14 protein-coding genes are annotated in these 20,039 nt (G+C 68.8%); 7 read left to right on the top strand and 7 right to left on the bottom strand.

The genetic code is table 11. The annotated features are described in order from the left end of the window. Positions 1-38 precede the first annotated feature (38 nt). The 3 genes from V7787_RS47630 to V7787_RS47620 all read left to right on the top strand — a co-directional run bounded on the left by V7787_RS47630 (position 39) and on the right by V7787_RS47620 (position 4,926). Positions 39-905, top strand: coding sequence for a PhzF family phenazine biosynthesis protein (locus V7787_RS47630; RefSeq protein WP_336094695.1), 867 nt, complete (start codon positions 39-41; stop codon positions 903-905). Between the two features lie 575 nt (positions 906-1,480). After that, positions 1,481-2,992: a collagen-like triple helix repeat-containing protein gene (locus V7787_RS47625; RefSeq protein ID WP_336094694.1), complete on the top strand. Its 1,512-nt coding sequence runs from the start codon at positions 1,481-1,483 to the stop codon at positions 2,990-2,992. 212 nt (positions 2,993-3,204) lie between these two features. Then, positions 3,205-4,926 carry a ShlB/FhaC/HecB family hemolysin secretion/activation protein gene (locus V7787_RS47620; RefSeq protein ID WP_336094693.1) on the top strand — a complete coding sequence of 574 codons (1,722 nt, stop codon included), beginning with the start codon at positions 3,205-3,207 and terminating at the stop codon, positions 4,924-4,926. A 114-nt stretch (positions 4,927-5,040) separates the two neighbouring features. Here V7787_RS47620 and V7787_RS47615 read toward each other — a convergent pair whose 3' ends face one another. The 4 genes from V7787_RS47615 to V7787_RS47600 all read right to left on the bottom strand — a co-directional run bounded on the left by V7787_RS47615 (position 5,041) and on the right by V7787_RS47600 (position 8,646). Then, positions 5,041-5,214, bottom strand: a complete 174-nt coding sequence (locus tag V7787_RS47615) for a hypothetical protein (RefSeq protein ID WP_336094692.1) — start codon at positions 5,212-5,214, stop codon at positions 5,041-5,043. A 165-nt stretch (positions 5,215-5,379) separates the two neighbouring features. Continuing rightward, the gene (gene recQ, locus V7787_RS47610) at positions 5,380-7,197 is read right to left on the bottom strand and encodes a DNA helicase RecQ (protein WP_336094691.1); all 1,818 of its coding nucleotides are present in this window, start codon (positions 7,195-7,197) and stop codon (positions 5,380-5,382) included. A gap of 145 nt (positions 7,198-7,342) precedes the next feature. Beyond that, positions 7,343-7,783 (bottom strand): nuclear transport factor 2 family protein, encoded by a 441-nt coding sequence (locus V7787_RS47605; protein ID WP_336094690.1) that lies wholly within the window; start codon positions 7,781-7,783, stop codon positions 7,343-7,345. Continuing rightward, positions 7,780-8,646 carry a nuclear transport factor 2 family protein gene (locus V7787_RS47600; protein ID WP_336094689.1) on the bottom strand — a complete coding sequence of 289 codons (867 nt, stop codon included), beginning with the start codon at positions 8,644-8,646 and terminating at the stop codon, positions 7,780-7,782. The genes V7787_RS47605 and V7787_RS47600 overlap by 4 nt, the downstream gene beginning before the upstream one ends. Before the next feature lie 172 nt (positions 8,647-8,818). Here V7787_RS47600 and V7787_RS47595 point away from each other — a divergent pair, with 172 nt between their 5' ends. After that, positions 8,819-9,781: a LysR substrate-binding domain-containing protein gene (locus V7787_RS47595; RefSeq protein WP_336094688.1), complete on the top strand. Its 963-nt coding sequence runs from the start codon at positions 8,819-8,821 to the stop codon at positions 9,779-9,781. Positions 9,782-9,865: 84 nt separating this feature from the next. Here the strand turns inward: V7787_RS47595 and V7787_RS47590 are convergent, their stop codons facing one another. Continuing rightward, positions 9,866-10,441 carry a Dps family protein gene (locus V7787_RS47590; protein ID WP_336094687.1) on the bottom strand — a complete coding sequence of 192 codons (576 nt, stop codon included), beginning with the start codon at positions 10,439-10,441 and terminating at the stop codon, positions 9,866-9,868. A gap of 195 nt (positions 10,442-10,636) precedes the next feature. Between V7787_RS47590 and V7787_RS47585 the strand changes: the two genes are divergently transcribed. After that, positions 10,637-14,815, top strand: a complete 4,179-nt coding sequence (locus V7787_RS47585) for a DUF3418 domain-containing protein (RefSeq protein WP_336094686.1) — start codon at positions 10,637-10,639, stop codon at positions 14,813-14,815. 291 nt (positions 14,816-15,106) lie between these two features. On the opposite strand, the gene V7787_RS47580 is transcribed toward V7787_RS47585, so the two are convergent. Beyond that, positions 15,107-15,592 carry a hypothetical protein gene (locus tag V7787_RS47580; protein ID WP_336094685.1) on the bottom strand — a complete coding sequence of 162 codons (486 nt, stop codon included), beginning with the start codon at positions 15,590-15,592 and terminating at the stop codon, positions 15,107-15,109. An 81-nt stretch (positions 15,593-15,673) separates the two neighbouring features. Then, positions 15,674-16,198, bottom strand: coding sequence for a hypothetical protein (locus V7787_RS47575; RefSeq protein ID WP_336094684.1), 525 nt, complete (start codon positions 16,196-16,198; stop codon positions 15,674-15,676). Between the two features lie 176 nt (positions 16,199-16,374). On the opposite strand from V7787_RS47575, the gene V7787_RS47570 reads away from it, so the two are divergent. Continuing rightward, a complete protein-coding gene (locus V7787_RS47570; protein ID WP_336094683.1) occupies positions 16,375-18,546 on the top strand; it encodes a RelA/SpoT family protein in 2,172 nt (723 codons plus the stop codon). Positions 18,547-18,642: 96 nt separating this feature from the next. Next, the coding region (locus V7787_RS47565) for a hypothetical protein (protein ID WP_336094682.1) at positions 18,643-20,039 on the top strand (1,397 nt) is incomplete at its 3' end.

Here is a 20,039-nt window from a genome sequence, read left to right as displayed (position 1 = left end):
CATAGTCGCCGCGCGCATCGGGCCGCTACGATCCGGGCATGAGTCTGCGACGCTATTTGCAACTGGATGTATTCGCCCACCGCATCGGCGCCGGCAATCCGCTGGCGGTGGTGTTCGATGCGCAGGGCATGAGTGATGCGGCGATGCAGTCGTTCGCCGCATGGATGCATTTGCCCGAAACCGTGTTTCTGTTGCCGCCGGATGCGGGCGCGGACTATCGCGTGCGCATTTTCACTCCGCGTCAGGAACTGGAATTCGCCGGGCATCCCAGCGTGGGCGCGGCGTGGGCGGTGCTCGACGCGCGCCGGGTCGCGGCGGACAGCGAGTCGTTGATCCAGCAATGCGCGGCGGGTTTGTTGCCGGTGCGGATCGCTCACGATGCCGATGCGCAGCGCATCGGCGTGCGCGCGCCGCGCGCGCGACGTTGCCAGGTCGACACCGAGCGCATGCAGCAGGTGGACGCGGCCTTGGCCGGACTGCCGCGCGGCGGCCTGGCGCCGGCGTTGTGGGACAACGGCCCGAGTTGGTGGCTGGCCGAATTGGCCGACGAACGCGCGGTGCGCGAATGGCGCCCGGATCTGGCCGCGATCGCCGCGCTCGGCGATGAGCGCACCCTCGGCCTGGCGGTGTTCGCGCCCACCGATGAGCCCGGCTATGCGTTCGTGACCCGGGTGTTCTGTCCGTCCGATGGCTTCGATGAGGATCCGGTGACCGGCAGCGCCAATGCGGCGATCGCCGCGGCGTTGCTGGCGGCCGGGCGCGTGGCGCGCGGCGACGGGTATTGCGTGAGCCAGGGGCGCGAGGTCGGCCGCGACGGCTGTGTCGAGCTGAAGGTCGATGAGGACGGTGAAATCTGGGTCGGCGGGCGGGTGCAGGCGGTGATCCGCGGCACCGTGGAGTGGTAGCCGGTCGATACGGTTACGCACGTCTAAATTGCGTAATGCATTTACGCATTTTACTTTGTTTACGTAATTCACGGCGCTGAGCGCGCCGAGCCGTCCCTGCGCAGGCGTTCGTACGCTTGGCATACGCGCAGGTATCGAATGTGACGCACGGCTTTCAATCGATGCCACGCTGTTACGGAAATTCGAAGCGATCCGGAACGCCGGAATCGAGAAGATCACACTTTCGAGTGGTAGTTATCCAGCCGGTTGTATGCCGGTTCGGTCCCGGCCGTACGCCGCCGCAGGGCCGCTGTCCGGTTTCGCCCGGAAGCCGCGTTCCAGCACGTCGGCGTGAACGAAAATCACCGTTTCTCACCGAAAATGCCGGCTATCGGAAAGTTCCGCCGGGTCGGTCGGCGCAGGTCGTTTCATCACGCGGTCTTAACGCCAATCGGGAGCAGCCTGTTCACGGTGCACACGAAATGACACCTTGAATGTGTGTTACCGGCGCTTGGCCGGTGTCGCCCCCGCGAACGCAGGCGTAGCGATCAACCCCTAGGGCACGAGGCAGCTCAGCGCTGCATTCGGAGGACGTGATGGACACTTCTCACCGTATTCGCAAAGCCCTTTCCTACAGCCTGCTCGCGGCGTGCATCTTGACGATCACGGTATCCACGACCGGCTGCTCGGGTTCGGGCGGGGTCAAATCCAGTTTCAATCCCGGCCCAGGCGGCCCGGGCGGTCCCGGTGAGCCGGGCGGCCCCGGCGGTCCTGGCGAACCGGGTGGTCCGGGCGGTCCCGGCGGTCCGGGTAATCCGGGCGGTCCCGGTGGCCCGGGCAATCCCGGCGGTCCGGGCGGTCCCGGCAATCCCGGTGGCCCCGGCAATCCGGGCGGTCCGGGCAATCCCGGCGGGCCCGGTAATCCGGGTGGCCCGGGCAATCCCGGCGGCCCCGGCGGTCCGGGCGGACCCGGCAGCACCGGCGGCAGCAGCGCGCTCGGCGCCATCGTCACCGTGGCCGGCAATCTGGTCTCGGGCATCGGTTCGGGCGTGAGCACGCTCGGCGCGCAGATTCCGAATCAGGCGCTGCTCGGCGGCAACAATCCCACCACCCAGGGCTTGGCCAAGGTCGTCGACGACCTGGGCAAGACCGTCAGCGGTTTGGGCGCGGCCACCAGCGGCGGCCTCGGTCAGATCGGCAACATCAGCAATCCGGTCGGCACCACCGTCGGCGGCGTCGACAACCTGGTGGTCAACGTAGGCACCACGGTCGACGACCTCGGCAAGACGGTCGCCACGGTCGGCGCGTTCCAGGGTTCGCCGATCAAGCCGCTCACCAGCGCGGCCGGCAGTCTGGTTTCGGGCGTCGGCGGCGGGGTCAAGGACATCGGCGGCAAGCTCGGCGGCGTGCTCGAAGGGCAGGCCGGGCAGCAGCTGACCGGTGCCTTGAGCCAGGTCGTGACTCCGGTCGCGGGCTTGTTGCAGGCCAACGGCGGCACGGCCGGCGGCAACGGCGGCGGCAATCTGGTCGCCAATGTGTCGCGCGGCGCCGGCGGCGTGGTCGGCGGCGTAGCCGCGGCGGGCAATGCGATCGGCGCGGCCATCGGCGGCGCACCGGTGCCGGGCGGCGCGACCAATCTGGTCGGCGGCGCGGTCCAGGGCGTCAGCAGCAACCTCGGCACCATCGGCACCGGCATCACCGCGGGCCTGGGCAATGCCGGTTCGATCGCCAACCCGGTCGGGGTGACCGCGGCGGGCGTGACCACCGGTGTGGCCGGACTCGGCGGCACGGTCGGCAACGTCGGTACCGGATTGGCGGCTACCGGCGCGAACACGCCGTTGGCGCCGGTCACCAGTCTGGTCGGCGGCGCGGTCGCCGGCGTGGGCGGTGGCGTGACTCAGGTCGGCACGGCCGCTACGGCGGCGGTGAACGGCCCGCTGCAGCCGGTTACCCAGGGGTTGAGCACGGTCGTCAACGGCGTAGCCGGGGCGACCGGGCTCAATAATCCCAACGGTGGCTTGCTGGGCGGCGTGCTCGGCGGCGGCGAATCGGGCGGCAAGGGCGGTTTGCTCGGCACCGGTTTGCTCGGCGGCAAGAAGAAGCCGTAAGCCTGTGAGATCGACGCGCGGGAACGGCCTCGGCCGTTCCCGACGCGCCGCGGTCGGGAAGTGCGATGGGTTCACCGGCGCGACGCGCCCGGCAAAACCACAATGATCCAGGGTCAGTGCAGCACTATTGCGGATGCGCGTCCGGCCTAGGGTGGGCGCGCATCCCCTTGGCGGCTTTGCCGCCACCGCCGAACACCAGCAAGGGGCAGTGCATGGGTACAGGGCTTTGGGGGAAGCGCTATCCACTCGCGTTGGCGGTGTCCGCGTTGTTGCAAGCGACCGCGCCGGCGTATTCCCAGACCGCCCCGCCGCGGCTGCCGACCACCGGCAACCCGCTGCAGACCTTGCCGCAGGCGCCGTTGCCGAAGGCCGAGCCCAAGGTCAGCACGACCGTGGCGCCGCAGCAGAATCCCGAGATGGCGGCGCTGCTGGCGCTGCAATTGATACCGGCGAAGTTCGAAGTGTCCGGGGTCAAGTCGGTTCCGTTCGATCAAGTCACCAATCTGTTCCTGCCGCTGGCCGGCAAACAGATCACCGTCGCCGATCTGCTCACCGCCGCGGCGGAGTGCACCAAGTTGTATCGCGAGCGCGGTTACGCGCTGTCGTTCTGTTACGTTCCCACCCAGGATTTCGCCGACGGCACCGTGCGCGTGGTCGCGGTGGAAGGCTATGTGGCGCGGGTCAACATCACCGGCAAGGTCGGCAAGCTCGAACGCAAGGTGCGGGCGATCGCCCAGCGCATCATCGACGACCGGCCGTTGCGGCAGAGCACGTTCGAACGCTATTCGCAGATTCTCGGTTTCCTGCCCGGGGCCAAACTCAACATCAACGTGCCCGCGCCGACCACCACCGACGGCGCGACGTCGCTGGATTTGACCGTCGACGGCAAGCGCTACGACGCGACGTGGGCGTTGGAGTTCAACCATCCGGGCACTCAGGGCCTGATGTCGCTGAATCTCAATGCGCTGACGCCGTTGGCCGAGCAGTGGAGCCTGGCCGGGTTGTATCCGGACGGGCGCGGCAACGAGCGCTTCTACAGCGCCGGTTATTCGCAGTTGTTCGGCAGCGATGGCTGGATCGGACGCGTCGACGGCTCGCGCTATCGCGGCGTGCCGGTGACCAAGACGCCGCTGCCGGCGTTCCTGGATCATCGGGTCGAGCAGGATCGGGTGCAGATCAGCGCGCGCTATCCGTTGATCCTCGCCAACGAGCGCTCGTTGTTCGTGTCCGCGGCGGTGTACGCCGCCGATCAGTCCGATCGCTATTTCAACACCATCAACGGCGCGACCCTGGACCAGCGGTCCAAGACCCGGGTGGTGCAGGGCACCTTGGATTACACCCAGGCCAAGAAGGATCGCGCGCGTCAGGTCAGTTTCTCGATCGCGCGCGGCTTGGACGCCTGGGGCGCGTCGGCGGAAACCTTGACCAATATCGACGGGGTCAATCTGGATCCGGCCAGCGATGTGTCGTTCACCAAGTACAGCCTGGGCTATGCGCAGACCCGGACCTGGAAGGAACAGCGTTACGCGGCGGTGTTGCGTGCGAGCGGTCAGTATGCGCGGCAGCGCTTGCCTTCGTCGGAGCAGATCAGTTTCGGCGGCAGTCGTTTCGGCCTGGCCTACGATCCGGGCGAGACCTCGGGCGATAAGGGCTGGGGCATCGGGCTGGAGCTGAGCCGCAGCTTCCGTCCGCAGACGCGTTGGCTCAAGGCGGTGACGCCGTATCTGGTGGTGCAGCATGCGCAGGTGTCGTTGACCGATGGGCGCCGGCCGATGCCGGACAAGTTGGGTTCGGTCGGTGTCGGCGTGCGGTTGTCGGACAACAAGCATTTCAATGTCGACTTCGCTTATGCCAAGCCGACTGCGGATATTCCGATCGAGACCGATGATCGTAAGCCGCGGTGGAATATGAACTTCTCGTATCAGTTGCAGTAGAGGGCGCTGCTGTTCGGCGGGGGCTGATGCCTCCGTCGTTGCGGCGGAGGTTCAATTCGTCGTGGTTGCAGCGAAGCACCCATTTCACCGCCACCGGCGAAAGCCCCACCACCGTCATTCCGGCGAAAGCCGGAATCCATTTTGACGTTGCCGTTGCTCTTTGGAGTTCCGAGCAAGAGCAAGATCAAAATGGATTCCGGCTTTCGCCGGAATGACGGTGGTGGGGTTTCGTTGCGGTTGGTCTTTGGGTTTGAGTTGCGGCGGCGACAGAAGCAACAGCAACGTCAAAATGGGTTCCGGCTTTCGCCGGAATGACGGTAGGGGAGTTTTGTAGCAGTTGTGACGCAGGGGGCGGCTGCGAGAGCGCAGGTCTGGGCCGCAAGATCGAATGGGTTCCGGCTTTCGCCGGAATGACGGTGGCGGTGACGGGGCGTGCGTGGTGGCTACGCCGGCTCAGGCCTGATCCAGCAAGTGCTGCAGCACCGCTTCGCCGTAGCGGTCGAGTTTGCTCGCGCCGATGCCGGGGATGCGGCTGAGTTCGTCCAGGTCGTCCGGGGCTTGTTCGGCGATGGCGCGCAAGGTGCTGTCGTGGAAGATCACGTACGCCGGCACGTTCTGTTCGCGCGCGGTGATCGAGCGCCATTCGCGCAAGGCGTTGAAGCGCAGCAGCGATTCGGGATCCAGATCGATCGCCGGCGCTGCGGCCGCGCCGCCGCGGGTCTTGCGCGCGCCGCTCTTGGCGGCCTTGGGCGCTTCGGTGCGGAAACGCAGCGGCCGTTCGCCGCGCAGCACCGGGCCGCTGTCGGCGGTCAGGCGCAGCGCGCCGTGGCGTTCGATGTCGGCTTCCAACAGGCCGGCGGCGACCAACTGACGGAACACGCTGCTCCATTGCTTGGCGTCGAGGTCGCTGCCGATGCCGAAGGTGCTGAGTTCTTCATGGCCGAAGCGGGTGACCTTGTCGGTGACCGCGCCGCGCAATACGTCGATCACATGGCCGGCGCCGAAGCGTTGGCCGGTGCGGTACACGCACGACAGCGCCTTGCGCGCGGCGGTGGTGCCGTCCCAGCTTTGCGGCGGTTCCAGGCAGTTGTCGCAGTTGCCGCAGTCGCCCGGGTGCGGTTCGCCGAACCAACCGAGCAGGCTCTTGCGCCGGCACTCGGTGGATTCGCAGAAGCCCAGCAGGGAATCCAGCTTGCGCAGCTCCAGCCGTTTGCGTTCTTCGCCGGCTTCGCCCATTTGAATCAGCTGGCGAAGATTGACCACGTCGCCCAGGCCGTAGCACAGCCAGGCTTCGGCGGGTTCGCCGTCGCGGCCGGCGCGGCCGGTCTCTTGGTAATAGCCTTCGATCGATTTGGGCAGGTCGACATGGGCGACGAAGCGCACGTCGGGTTTGTCGATGCCCATGCCGAAGGCGATGGTGGCGACCATGACGATGCCGTCTTCCTGCAGGAAGCGGCGTTGGTTGGCGGCGCGCACGCCGGACTCGATGCCGGCGTGGTAGGGCAGCGCCTTGATCCCGGCGGCGACCAGTTGCTCGGCCACCGTTTCCACCCGCTTGCGCGAGAATGCATAGACGATGCCGCTTTCATCGCGGTGCGCGGCGAGGAAGTCGAGCAATTGACGGGTGCCGTTGTCCTTGTGCACCACCCGGTAGCGCAGGTTGGGACGGTCGAAGGAACTGACGAAGCGGCGCGCGTCTTCCAGGTTGAGCCGCTCGGCGATCTCGCGCTGGGTCGGCGCGTCGGCGGTGGCGGTCAGAGCGATGCGCGGGATGTCGGGCCAGCGCTCGTGCAGGATGGTCAGTTCGCGGTATTCGGGACGGAAGTCGTGGCCCCATTGCGAGACGCAGTGGGCCTCGTCGATGGCGAACAGCGAAATCCTGGCGCGGTCGATCAGGTTCAGGCAGCGGCCGGTCAGCAGCCGCTCGGGCGCGACGTAGAGCAGGTCGAGTTCGCCGGCGAGCAGGCGGCGTTCGACATCGGCCGCGTCGTCGGCGCTGAGGGTGGAGTTGAGGTAGGCCGCGCGCACGCCGAGCTGGCGCAGCGCTTCGACCTGGTCCTGCATCAGCGCGATCAGCGGCGAGATCACCAGGCCGCAGCCCTCGCGCACCAGCGAGGGGATCTGGTAGCACAGCGATTTGCCGCCGCCGGTGGGCATCAGCACCAGGGCGTCGCCGCCGTCGATCACGTGCTGGACGATCTGCGCCTGTTCGCCGCGGAACGCGGTGTGGCCGAATACGCGGTGAAGGATTTCTGCTGCGGGCGATGACATGCCGCTAGTTTAACCGGGCCGGTCCCCGGGTCGGTCGGAAACCGCCGCGACGGGACGGTGGATACGGCTGTGGTCGGCGTCAGATTTTGCCGGCCCCGGCGGGCAGCGCCGGGGCCCGGGCAGCGACGCGTTCAACCGCGCCGGCTCAGCGCGAGCGCCGTTTGACGTGCCAGACGTTGCAGATCTTGCGGTCGCGCACCTGATACACGGTGAGCGCATCGGACACCTTGCCGTCGGCGCCGCCGCTGATGCGTTCGCGGCTCATCACGATGTCGTCCACCGCCTGCAGCTGAACGATGTCCACCCGCACGCGCGGGCGCTTGGCGAAGGCGCCGCGGTAGTAGCGCGAGCGCTGGTCTGCGTCATCGCCGGCGATCGAGGTGCCGGCCAGGCCCTGGTCGTCGCGGTCGCGCCGGTAGGTGCGCGCGTCGGGGGTGGACAGGGCCAGGAACCCTTCCACGTCCTGGTCGTTCCAGGCCTGGACGTAGCGCCGCACCACCGCTTCCTGCGCGCTCTCGGCTTGCGCCAGCGCCAGCCAGGACACCGCCAGCAGCACCGCCAGCGCCAGTGCGCTCCACAGTTTCATCGCGCGGCCTGCGCGGTGGACACCGTGTCGATCCGGCGTTGCAGCGGCCACAGATCGAGCACGCGGCCGTTGCGCACGCGCAGGATCGACACCAGTTCCTTGATCTCGCCGGGCTTGGCGGTGTCGGTGATGCGTTCGTGCATGGCGACCAGGTCGCCGACCGCGAACGAGGCCAGGGTCTGCACCTGCAGTCCGGTGCCCTTGGCGTAGAGCTCGCGGTAGACGCGGTCGCGGCTGGCGGCGTCGACGATGTTCCTGGATTGTTCCCAGGCCAGTCGGTCGGGATCTTCGGAGAGCCGGTTGTGGCGCGAATCGGGCGCGAACAGGGCCAGGAAGCCGTCGGCGTCGGCGCGGTTGTTGGTTTCCACCAAGGCATGCATGGTCGCCAGTGCCGCGGCGCTGTGGCCGCGGTTGTCGTCGGTTTCCTTGACCACGTGCCACAGGTCGTGGATCAGGCCGTCGCTGACCCGGTACACCACCATCATCACCGTCGGTTCGGCGCGCGCCGGGTCGACGATGCGCACGCGTCCGACCACCAGCTCGCCCAGCGCGATCGATTCGGTCTGCTCGATCTTCGGGGTGACCGGCGCGGCCATGGCCTTGGCGAAATGGGCGCGCAGTTTGTCGTGGCCGTACATCTGTTCGTGGCGCGCGCCGACCAGGCTGCGCGGGTCTTTGGGCAGGCCGAAGATCTGCGCCCGCGGCGCGTACAGGGCCATGAAGGCGTCCAGGTCGTTGGCGTTGAGCGCGTCGTAATCGGCCTGGACCACCGCGGCCGGGGTGGCGGTGGCCGCCAGCGCGATGGAGCAGGGCAGCAGGGTCGCGGCGGCTAGGGCGAGCGTCAGCAAGGGGCGGCGTGGCATGGGGGCTCCGGGGCGGTGGCGGCGCGGGTCGATGAGGCCTAATCTGACTTGGGTCTGGCTGTGGATCGGTTCGGGCCGGATCGTTGCAATCGCTGGGGTTTCAGGCGGATGCTAGAAACCAGGACGGCCACGCGACAAGCCGAAATTCGCCGCTTATGCATAAGGTAAATTTATGAGTGAGTCCGCCTTGCCCTCGCTCAGCGCGATCCGCGCGTTCGAAGCGGCCGCGCGCCTGGGCAGCTTTACCCGCGCCGCCGAGGAGCTGGACATGACCCAGGCCGCGGTCAGTTACCAGATCAAGCGGCTGGAGCAGCGCATGGGCCTGGTGTTGTTCCAGCGCCTGCCGCGCAAGGTCGCGCTGACCCGCGACGGCGAGCGCCTGGCGCCGGCGGTGCTGGACGCGTTCCAGGCCCTGCGCACGGCGTTCGCGCGCAGCCGCGAGCGCGCGCAGAGCGAGTTGGCGATCACCGCCTTGCCCACCCTCGGCGCCAACTGGCTGGTGCCGCGGTTGGGCGGCTTCCAACTGGCGCAGCCGCAATTGGCGGTACGTCTGGACACCAGCGTGCCGCTGATCGATCTGGCTCAGGGCGAGTTCGACGTCAGCCTGCGCAACGGCGGCGGCCAATGGCCGGGCATGGAGACCCACTTCCTGCTGCCGGGCTTGTTCGTGCCGCTGTGCAGTCCGGCCTTGCTCGACAGCGGCGCGCTGCGTACGCCGGAGGACTTGCTGAGGCTGCCGCGGATCGGCCGCGAGCGTTGGTGGCGGCAATGGCTGGACGCGGCCGGGGTGCGGCTGGGCGAGACGCCGCTGAAGCCGGCGCTGGATCTTGGCATCGAACAGTACGAAGTCACCGCGGCGATGGCCGGGCAGGGCGTGGCGATCACCTCGCCGCTGTTTTTCCGCGCCGAACTGGCGTCCGGGCGGCTGGTGCAGCCGTTCGATCTGGTCCTGCGCGACACCCGCGACTACTGGCTGGCCTATCCCGAAGTGGGCCGCGCCAGCGCCAAGATCCGCGCATTCCGCGACTGGTTGCTGGAGCAGGCGCGGCAGGACTTGAACGACTGGGAAGCCGCAGGCGCCGCGGCGGGCAAGCCGTTGCCGTCCATCCGGCCGCCCGCGCAACCGGCGCAATAAAAACCCCTCCGCCGTCGCCGGGGGAGGGGCCGGGGTGCGAGCGCCGGCGCGCTCAACGCAGCGCCGGCGCGATCGTTGTCGGTATTACTGCAGCAGCGAACGCAGCATCCACGCATACTTCTCGTGGGTCTGCAGGCGCTGGGTCAGCAGGTCTTCGGTCGGCGCGTCATCGACGTCGTCGGCTTGGTCGAGTACCTTGCGCGCGGTGCGGCACACCGCTTCGTTGCCCACCACCAGCTGGCGGACCATTTCGTGCCAGTCGGCGGCGTCGGTCAGGCCCGGTTCTTCCGGAATCGAGCTCAGGCGCACGAACTCGGCATAGGAACCCGGCGCGTTGAAGCCCAGCGCGCGGATGCGCTCGGCGATTTCGTCCAGCGCGGTCCACTGCTCGGTGTACTGGGTTTCGAACATGACGTGCAGGCTGTTGAACATCGGCCCGGTCACGTTCCAATGGAAATTGTGGGTCTTCAGGTACAGGGTGTAGCTGTCGGCGAGGAAACGCGACAGGCCTTCGGCGATCTTCTTGCGATCGGCGGCGGAGATCCCGATATCGATCGAGGGCGCGCGGTCGCCGGCCGCCGGCGAGGCCGCCGGGTTGACCGGCGCGTCGGCCTTGGATTTGCCGGGTTTGCTCTTGTCGGGCTTGCTGGACTTGGCCATGTGCGACTCCTTCTCCATTGCGGGGGTTCGTGGACTTGCGGCTGATGTAATTACAACTGGGACCGGCGCTTGGAATTTCAACCGGAATCCGTAGCTTGGTCCGGAAACGTGTCCGAACGATGCGGCGACAATAGGCGCTGTCGCCGCCGATGTGAAATGGTTTGTTCTTAGCGCTGCGATGCAAGCGATCTATCGATGAATACCCGTCATTCCAAACAATCCGGTGCCAAGCAATCGGGCGCCGCACAGTCTAGTCAGGCCGGCGTGAGCGCGGCGGCTAGTCCCGATGCGCTGCGTCAGGCGCGGCGCGCCATCGACGGCGCGCTGAGCCGCGATCGCGGCCGTCTGCACGGCCTGTGGTCGCGCTGGAGCGGCAAGCCCGGCGACGACAAGGCGCAGGCGGCGTTCGCCCAGGCGCTGGCCGCGTCGGTCGCGCAGCGCGAAGCGCGCGCGGCGTCGCTGCCGCGCGCGCCGGTGGATCCGGCTTTGCCGATCGCGGCCGAAGCCGAGCGCATCGTCGAGCTGATCCGCAAGCATCCGGTGGTGGTGATCGCCGGCGAAACCGGTTCGGGCAAAACCACCCAGTTACCCAAGCTGTGCCTGGCCGCCGGCCGCGGCGCCGCCGGCATGATCGGCTGCACCCAGCCGCGGCGGATCGCCGCGCGCGCGGTCGCCCGGCGCGTGGCCGAGGAACTCAACAGCCCGATCGGCGAGACCGTGGGTTATCAGGTCCGCTTCAACGACAACGTCGGCGAGCGCACCGCGGTCAAGTTCATGACCGACGGCATCCTGCTGGCCGAGATCCAGTCCGACCGCTGGCTGTCGGCCTACGACACCATCCTGATCGACGAAGCGCACGAACGCAGCCTCAACATCGATTTCCTGCTCGGCTATCTGAAGCAATTGCTGAACAAGCGCCCGGACCTCAAGGTCATCGTGACCTCGGCGACCATCGACACCGAACGCTTCGCCGCGCATTTCGGCGGCGCGCCAGTGGTCAGCGTGGAAGGCCGCGGCTATCCGGTGTCGGTGCGCTATCGGCCGCTGGACGAAAGCGGGTCGCAGGCGACGGAGTCGGGAGCCGAACAACCGCGCCGTCCGGCCGCTTCTAGCGCGGCGCGCAGCGTCAACGACGGCATCGTCGCCGCCTGCGACGAAATCACCCGCGAGGATCCGCGCGGCGACGTGCTGATCTTCCTGTCGGGCGAACGCGAAATCCGCGACGCCCATCAGGCGCTGGAGCGGCGCAAATACCGCGAGACCGAAGTGCTGCCGCTGTACGCGCGCTTGTCGGTGCGCGATCAGGACCGGGTGTTCAACCCCGGCCCCAAGCGCCGGATCGTGCTGACCACCAACGTCGCCGAAACCTCGCTGACGGTGCCGCGCATCCGTTACGTGGTCGATCCCGGCCTGGCCCGGGTCAAGCGCTACAGCCCGCGCGGCAAGCTCGACCGCCTGCATATCGAACCGATCAGCCAGGCCAGCGCCGACCAGCGCAAGGGCCGTTGCGGACGGATCAGCGAAGGCACCTGCTATCGGCTCTACAGCGAAGCCGATTTCCTGTCGCGCGCGCGCTACACCGATCCGGAAATCCGCCGCGCTGCGCTGGCCGGGGTGATCCTGCGCATGCTCTCGTTGGGGCTGGGACAGATCGACGGTCGTGGTTCGGCCAAGGGCAAACGCGGCGCCGAGCCCGATCAGAACGGCTCGGCCCGGATCATCGAAGACTTCCCGTTCCTGGAGCCGCCCGACGACCGCGCCGTCGCCGACGGTTGGCAGCAACTGGCTGAGCTCGGTGCGGTCGATGAGCAGCGCAAGCTCACCGCGATCGGCCGGACCATGGCGCGGCTGCCGGTGGACGTGAAACTGGCGCGGATGCTGGTGGCGGCCAATCAACACGGCTGCCTGCGCGAAATGATCGCGATCGCCGCGTTCCTGGGCATCCAGGACCCGCGCGAGCGGCCGGCCGACCAACGCGGCACCGCCGACGCCGCGCACGCGCTGTTCGCCGATCCGCGTTCGGAGTTCGTCGGCATCCTCAAGCTGTGGGACGCGTATCAGAGCGCGCACGAGGAGCTGACCCAGTCCAAGCTGCGCGGCTGGTGCGAGAAACACTTTCTCGGCTTCCTGCGCATGCGCGAGTGGCGCGAGCTGCATCGGCAGTTGAAGCTGCTGTGCGACGAACTGGGCTGGACCTCGCGCGCGCCCTCGACCGAGCCGCTGGATGCGGGCGGCTACGCCACCTTGCACCGCGCGCTGATCGCCGGCTTGCCGACCCAGATCGGTTTCCGCGCCGACAAGGGCTTCTTCGACGGCCCGCGCGGACGCAAGTTCCAGCTGTTCCCCGGTTCGCCCCTGGCCAAGAAGCCGCCGCCGTGGGTGTTGTCGGCGAGCCTGCTCGACACCGAGCGGGTGTGGTCGATGACCAATGCCAGCATCGAGCCGGATTGGGCGATCCAGGAGCTCTCGCACCTGCTTGCGCGTCGCCACCACGATCCGCGTTGGGCGCGCTCGCAAGGCCGGGTGGTCGGCAGCGAACAGATCAGCCTGTTCGGTCTGGTGCTGGCGCCGAAGCGGCCGATCCATTACGGCGCGCTGTACCCGGAAGAAAGCCGCATCATCTTCGCCCGCGACGCCTTGGTCACCGGCGAGATCAACACCCGCGCCGGTTTTCTGCAGCGCAATCTGGCCACTCTGGCCAAGGCGCTGGAGGAAGAAGCCAAACAGCGCCGCGCCGGGTTGGTGGTCGACGAAGAATGGATGGCGCAGTGGTATCTGGACCGCTTGCCGGCGCAGGTGCACAACGCGCAGGCCCTGGACGCGTGGTACGGAAAATTGGCGGCGGCGGAGAAGGCCGCGCTGGAATGGTCGGTCGACGATCTGATGGTCGGCGGCGAAACCGAGGCCGCGCGGTTCCCGCCGTATCTGCAACTGGGCGATGCGCGGCTGGCGGTGCGTTACCGCTTCGAACCGGGCGCGGCCGACGACGGCATGACCCTGGCGGTGCCGCTGCATTTGCTCAACGCGCTCGATCCGGCCCAGTTGTCGTGGCTGGCGCCGGGGTTCGTCGCCGACAAGGCGGCGGCGCTGATCAAATCGCTGCCCAAGATCCTGCGGCGCAATTTCGTGCCCGCGCCGGATTTCGCCAAGGCCTTCCACGAGGCCCATGCCAAGCCCGAGGCCGACGATCTGACCGGCGCGCTGGCGCGGTTCCTGCGCAAGCTCGGCGGGGTCGAGGTCGCGGCGCTGGATTTCGATGCCGCCTCGATCGAGCCGCATTTGCGCATGAACCTGCGTTTGCTCGACCTGCCGCGCGGCAAGGACGGCGGCGGCCGCTCTGCCGAGCCGACGGTGCTGGCCGAGTCGCGCGATCTGGACGAACTGCGCGCGCGCTTCGGCGAACGCGCCGCGCGCGCCTTCGCCGCGCGCGCCGCCGACGGCTTGGGCCAGACCGGTTTGACCGCGTTCCCGCAGCAGCCGATTCCGATGTCGGTGCCCGGCGCGGCCGGCGTGCCGGCGTTCCCGGCCTTGCACGACGACGGCGACACGGTGTCGCTGCGCGTGCACGCCGAGCGCGAAGCCGCGGTGCGCGCGCATCCGCGCGGCGTGCGCCGGTTGCTGGCGATCGCGATGACGGAAAAGCTCAAGCAATCGCGCAAGCAGTTGCCGATCCAGCCCAAGACCGGGCTGCTGTACGCGGCGATCGAATCGGCCGCGCCGCGCAAGGACCGCGCTTCGCCCACCCGCGACGCCCAGGACCGCGGCTCGCACGACCGTCCGCGCGACAGCGACCGGCTGCGCGAGGATCTGGTCGACGGCGCGCTGCAATCGTTGCTCGGCGAAGACAGCGAGCTGGTGGTGGTGCGCGATCCGGCCGGGTTCGAACTGCGCCGCGAAGCGGTCGCGCGCAAGCTGTTCCCGGAGGCGATGGAGCGGTTGCGCCAGGCCGAGGCGATTCTGAGCGCGGTCGCCGAGGTGCGGGCGCGTCTGGAATCGCCGTTGATGGGCTGGGCCAGCGGTAACCTCGACGATATGCGCGCGCAACTGGCGCGACTGACGCCGCCGGGGTTTCTGCGCGATGTCGCCACTCACGCGCTGGCCGAGTACCCGCGCTATTTGAAGGCCTTGTCGGTGCGCAGCGAACGCGCGCTGCGCGATCCGGTGCGCGATCAGGCGCGGATGCTGGAGCTTAAGCCGTTCGTCGATGCCTTCGATGCGGCGGTCGCTGCCGGCGAGGATGGCGACGAAGGTTGGCAGGCGCTGCGTTGGGACATCGAGGAGCTGCGGGTGTCGTTGTTCGCGCAGGAACTGGGTGTGCGCGGCGGGGTGTCGCCGAAGAAGCTGGCGCAGCGGTTGGCGGGGTTGCGGGCTTAACGGCGCTGGCGCGCGGCGTTGCTCGGGTTGTTGAGAGCAAGGTCAAAATGGATTCCGGCTTTCGCCGGAATGACGGGGTAGGAGGTGGACGACGCCACTCCCGCTTCCGTCCTCAATGACGGGACAGTGAGGTAGACGGCGCCACCCCACTTCCGTCATTCCGGCGAAAGCCGGAATCCATTTTGATCTTGCCTCACCAACAAAACGCCCGCGCCCCAACCCAGAAACGACGAAGGCGGCCCAAGGCCGCCTCCGTTCGCTAGCTCGCGGCGCCCGCCGCAGCGCAACCCATCAATCCAGCCGCGCAACCTTGGCCTTCTGCACCTGCCCTTCGGCTTCCAGATACCAACTGCCCATCATCCCCGGACGGATGGTGACCTTCGGCGCCGGCCGCGGCTTGCCGACGAACAAGGTGCCGTCGATCACCCGCCAGCGCTGGCCGTTCTCCAACTCCAGCACGGTGCCGGCGCTCCAGCCGCGGAACTCGCCCTTGAGCATGCCGCTGACCGGCTCGGCTTCGACCCGGGCCAGGCCTTTGCGCTCCGAGCGCACCTGCTTGACCGTTTCGGTGACCACCGCGGTCTGATCCTGCGACAGCAACTGGTTCAACAATTGCAGTTGCTGCGCCGACAGCGTGTCCAGGCCGGTGGCCTTGAGCTGTTCGGCGTTGAAGCGCTGTTCGACCGGTACATACGCCCGCTCGGCGGCGAAGGCGCCGGGCGCGGCCAGCGCGATCGCGAACAGCGGGGCGAGGGTCAATGAAGACAACACACGCATGACGGACTCCGGGACGGAATATGCGGAACGGCGGATTGGCGCCGCGCGGCGCGAGCGCGCCGCCGGCGGAAGCGGTGAGGCTTACTTGACGCGACTGACCTTGGCGCGGGTGTTGTAACCCTCCACCGACAGGAACCACGAGTTGCCGATGATGGTCGGGGCGATCCGCACCTGCGGCGACTGCATCGTGCCCACGCCGGGCAGTTCGGCGTTGTCGTCCTGACGCCATTGCTGACCGTTATCAAGCTCGTAGGTGCGGCCGCGGCCGAAACCGGTAAAGTCGCCGCTCAGGCGCGCGACGATCGGCTCCCTGGAAGGGCTCTTGGCCATGAAGCCGCGGTTCTCGTGCTTGGTTTCTTCCTGCGCCTTGACCACGGCCTTGCTGGTCTCGGCGTCGAGCGTGCGGTTGAGCCAGGCGTTCAGGTTGACCAGCTCGGCGTCGCTGAGTTTGTTCAGGCCGGCGTTCTTGAATTGCTCGGCGCTCATTTGCTGTTCGATTTTCTGCTGCGCCAGCGCGGCCGGCGCGGCCAGCGACGCGGCGAGGCAGACCGCCAGCGCGAGGGCGGCGGGAAGGCGAGGCGACGCGGAAAGGGAAATCGCGGACATTCGTGCTGTTCCTCGGGGCGGTTGCTCGCTAGTGTAGACGTTAGCCGCGCCGGCTTCGATGCGCGCCGCGCGCGGCCGCGCCGGCCCCGTTCACTCAGGCCGTCCGCGCCGGTTCGTTCGCGCGCTTGGCGCCATCCGCTCCCACCGATCCTCCCGCTCCGAATCGACCCCACGCAGTGAACGTTTCCCCCGCCGAGCCGCTTTCGCCCCTGTCCGACGTCCTGGCCCTGCCCGCGGCGGCGGCATTGTCCGCGCCGCTGCGCAAGAGCTTGCTGGCCGCCGCGCAACAACCCGCGGCCGCGGCCGGCGCGCTGGATTCGCCGGCGGTGGTGGCCGCGACCCTGGACGCGCTGGCCTTGCTCGACGCCGACAGCGACACCGTCGCCGCGGCGATCCTGCACGCCCATCCCGGCTGGGCCGCGGCGTTGGGGCCGAGCCTGGAGCGCGAATACCCGGTGTTGGCCGCGCTGCTCGACGGCCAGCGCGCCGCCGGCCAGGTGTGGGCGCTGCATGCCGAACAAGGCCGGCGCTCGGGCACCGAAGGCTTGCGCCGGTTGTTGCTGGCGATCGTGCGCGACCTGCGGGTGGTGCCGATCCTGCTGGCGCGGCAGCTCGCGTGCATGCGCCACGCGGAAAAACTCGCGCCCGACACCCGTCGCGAACTGGCCGCGCTGACCCGCGACATCCACGCGCCGCTGGCCAACCGCCTGGGCATCTGGCAGCTCAAGTGGGAACTGGAGGATCTGGCGTTCCGTTATCTGGAACCGCAGACCTATCAGAAGATCGCCCGCCTGCTCGACGAAAAACGCGGCGATCGCGAACGCTACATCGAGCAGGTCAAGCGCACCCTGCGCGAGGCGATGGCCGCGCAGGGCGTTGCCGCCGAGGTCGCCGGCCGGCCCAAGCACATCTACAGCATCTGGAAGAAGATGCAGCGCAAGGACGTGCCGATCGGCGAGTTGTACGACTTGCGCGCGGTGCGGGTGCTGGTCGACGACCTGGGCGCGTGCTACGCCGCGCTCGGCGTGGTCCACGCCACCTGGACGCCGATCCCGAGCGAGTTCGACGATTACATCGCCCGGCCCAAGCGCAACGATTACCGCTCGCTGCACACCGCCGTGGTCGGGCCGGAAGGCAAGACCCTGGAAGTGCAGATCCGCACCCACGATATGCACCGCCAGGCCGAGCTCGGCGTGGCCGCGCACTGGAAATACAAGGAAGTCGGCAGCCACAGCGCCGATGCCGCGTTCGACCGCAAGATCGCCTGGATGCGGCGCCTGCTCGACGCCAAGGGTGGCGACGAAGCCGCGCTGGCCAGCGAGCTGGACACCGAACTGGTCGAAGACCGGGTCTACGTGCTCACCCCCAAGGGCGAGGTGATCGATCTGCCGACCGGCGCCACGCCGCTGGATTTCGCCTATCACGTGCACACCGAAGTCGGCCATCGCTGCCGCGGCGCCAAGATCGACGGGCGGATCGTGCCGCTGGATCACAAGCTGCGCAGCGGCGACCGGGTCGAGATCCTGACCGCCAAGACCGGCGAGCCGCGCCGCGATTGGCTGGTGGTCGCCAACGGCTTCCTGGCCAGCAACCGATCGCGCGAAAAGGTCCGCAACTGGTTCCACAAGCTCGACCGCTCGCGCAACGAAACCGCCGGGCGCGAACTGCTGGACAAGGAACTGCGCCGGCTCGGCCTGCTCGGCGCGGAACTGGCGCCGGCGCGCGAGCGCTTCAATCTGGCCAACGACGGCGATCTGTACGTGCAGGTGGCGCTGGGCGACCTGGGCCCGCATCAGATCGGCCGCGCCTTGCTCGAACACGAGCGCGCGCTGGCGGCGCCGCCGGCGGCCGCGCCGGCGTCGACCACCACCATCGCGCCGACCCCGCGCAAAGTGCCCGGCAAGTCCACCGACTTCACCGTCGAGGGCGTCGGCAACCTGCTGGTGCAACTGGCGCGTTGCTGCCAGCCGCTGCCGGGCGAGCCGATCGTCGGCTACCTCACCCGCGGCCGCGGGGTCAGCGTGCACCGGCCCGGCTGCGGCGCGTTCGAGCGTCTGGCCGCGGCCCAGCCGCAGCGGGTGCTGCCGGTGGAGTGGGGGCGCAAGGGCTCGGGCTACGAGGTCGATATCGAAGTGCTGGCGCTGGACCGCAAGTGGCTGCTCAAGGAGGTCACCAACGTGATCGCCCAGGGCAACGCGCACGTGCTCAGCATCCGCAGCGATGTCGAACGCAACGGCGCGCAGGTGCGTTTGCGCCTGCGGCTGCGGGTCGGCGACTACGGGCAGTTGTCGAGCCTGCTCGGCAAACTGTCCTCGCTGCCGGGCGTGGCGTACGCGCAGCGCAGCTGAGCGCGGCGCGGCCGGTTCGGGCGGCCGCGCGGACCGAAGCGAAATAAGCCGCCGACGCAAGCGCGTTCGTCATCCGCGTAGCGCTATCCTGTCGCGGTGAAATCGCGCCCGCCGTCCTCGCCCGAAACCAACGCCGCGCATGCCGGCGGCGCGGCGCGCATCGAACCCAGCGCGGGCGATTGGAGCGGCCTGGAATTCGACGACGTCCCGCCCGCTCTGTCGCGGCGGATTTCCAGCACATTCAAGGCGGCCACGCCCGAGCAGCGCCGACGCTGGTTGCAGGCGGCGTTGGCCGTGGTCGCGCTGGCGGTGTTGGCGGCGCTGATCGTCTGGCGCCAGCCTCTGTCGGAATGGCTATGGCCCGATACCCGCCTGCAGACCCTGCGGGTGCAGGCCGCGCAGGCGCTGGCCGAGGGCCGGCTGACCTCGGCCGATGGCAGCGGCGCGCGCGAGTTGTATCAAGCCGCGCTGGCGCTGGATCCCGACCGCGGCGACGCCCGCGACGGCCTGGCCCGCACCGGCCAGATGGCGCTCAAGCAAGCCCGCCAGGCCATCGACGGCGGCCATTTCGATTTCGCCCGCAGCCGTCTGGAACTGGCCCGCGAACTGGCCACCCCGCGCGATCAGGTCGAAGCCTTGGCCGCGCGCCTGCGCGAACGCGAGGCCTCGCGTGCCGGCCTGGACCGGCTGGTCGCCGCCGCTGCCGCCGCGCGCGAACAAGGCCGCCTGGACGGCACGCCCGACGCGGCGCTGCCCTTGTATCAGCGCGTGCTCGAACTGCAGCCGCAGCGCAACGACGCCCTGGAAGGCCGCGACGACACCCTGGCCGAACTGCTGCAGCAAGCGCGGCAAGCCTTGCAGAACGGCGAACTGGTGCGCGGCGCGCAAGGCGTGCAGCGCGCCCAGGCCGCCGATCCGGGCCATGCCGACTTGCCCGACAGCCTGACCGTATTGGAAAGCCACTATGAGCGCCGCCGCCGCGACGCCGATCAGGCGCTGCGCCGCCAACGCCTGGAGCAGGCCCTGGCCGGCTACCGCGACCTGCTTGCCGTGCACCCCGACGACGAAGCCGCGCGCAACGGCCTGATCGCCGTCGCCGACGCCCACGCCGCGCGCAGCCAGCGCCTGGCCGCGGATTTCCAGTTCGATCAGGCCGAGGCCGAACTGGCCCAGGCGCGCGAGATCGCGATCGACGCGCCCTCGGTCGCCAGCGCCCGGGTGCACCTGGACCGGGCGCGCGAATCGCACAAGCGTCTGGATCAGGACGCGCCGGGCAAATCGCGGCAATCGCTGCAACGCCTGCTGGCCGAAGCGGCCGCGGCCGAACAGCGCGGCGATCTGCTGACCCCGCCCGGCGACAGCGCCTACGACAAACTGCGCGCCGCCCAGGCCATCGCTCCGCAGCATCCGGCCGTGCGCGCCGCCGCCGCGCGGCTGCTGCCGTCGGCCAAGCGCTGTTTCGAACGCGAACTCAGCGGCAACCGACTCTCGCG

This window comes from Pseudomonas sp. CGJS7, from assembly GCF_036961695.1.
Note: the sequence above shows the minus strand (reverse complement) of the source record. Positions and strands in the feature narration are given on the sequence as shown.

Bases quoted from the DNA above. Each gene is read 5' to 3' on its own strand.
- V7787_RS47630 (WP_336094695.1), top strand. From the start codon at position 39: ATGAGTCTGCGACGCTATTTGCAACTGGATGTATTCGCCCACCGCATC.
- V7787_RS47625 (WP_336094694.1), top strand. From the start codon at position 1,481: ATGGACACTTCTCACCGTATTCGCAAAGCCCTTTCCTACAGCCTGCTC.
- V7787_RS47620 (WP_336094693.1), top strand. From the start codon at position 3,205: ATGGGTACAGGGCTTTGGGGGAAGCGCTATCCACTCGCGTTGGCGGTG.
- recQ (WP_336094691.1), bottom strand. From the start codon at position 7,197: ATGTCATCGCCCGCAGCAGAAATCCTTCACCGCGTATTCGGCCACACC.
- V7787_RS47605 (WP_336094690.1), bottom strand. From the start codon at position 7,783: ATGAAACTGTGGAGCGCACTGGCGCTGGCGGTGCTGCTGGCGGTGTCC.
- V7787_RS47600 (WP_336094689.1), bottom strand. From the start codon at position 8,646: ATGCCACGCCGCCCCTTGCTGACGCTCGCCCTAGCCGCCGCGACCCTG.
- V7787_RS47595 (WP_336094688.1), top strand. From the start codon at position 8,819: ATGAGTGAGTCCGCCTTGCCCTCGCTCAGCGCGATCCGCGCGTTCGAA.
- V7787_RS47590 (WP_336094687.1), bottom strand. From the start codon at position 10,441: ATGGCCAAGTCCAGCAAGCCCGACAAGAGCAAACCCGGCAAATCCAAG.
- V7787_RS47585 (WP_336094686.1), top strand. From the start codon at position 10,637: ATGAATACCCGTCATTCCAAACAATCCGGTGCCAAGCAATCGGGCGCC.
- V7787_RS47580 (WP_336094685.1), bottom strand. From the start codon at position 15,592: ATGCGTGTGTTGTCTTCATTGACCCTCGCCCCGCTGTTCGCGATCGCG.
- V7787_RS47575 (WP_336094684.1), bottom strand. From the start codon at position 16,198: ATGTCCGCGATTTCCCTTTCCGCGTCGCCTCGCCTTCCCGCCGCCCTC.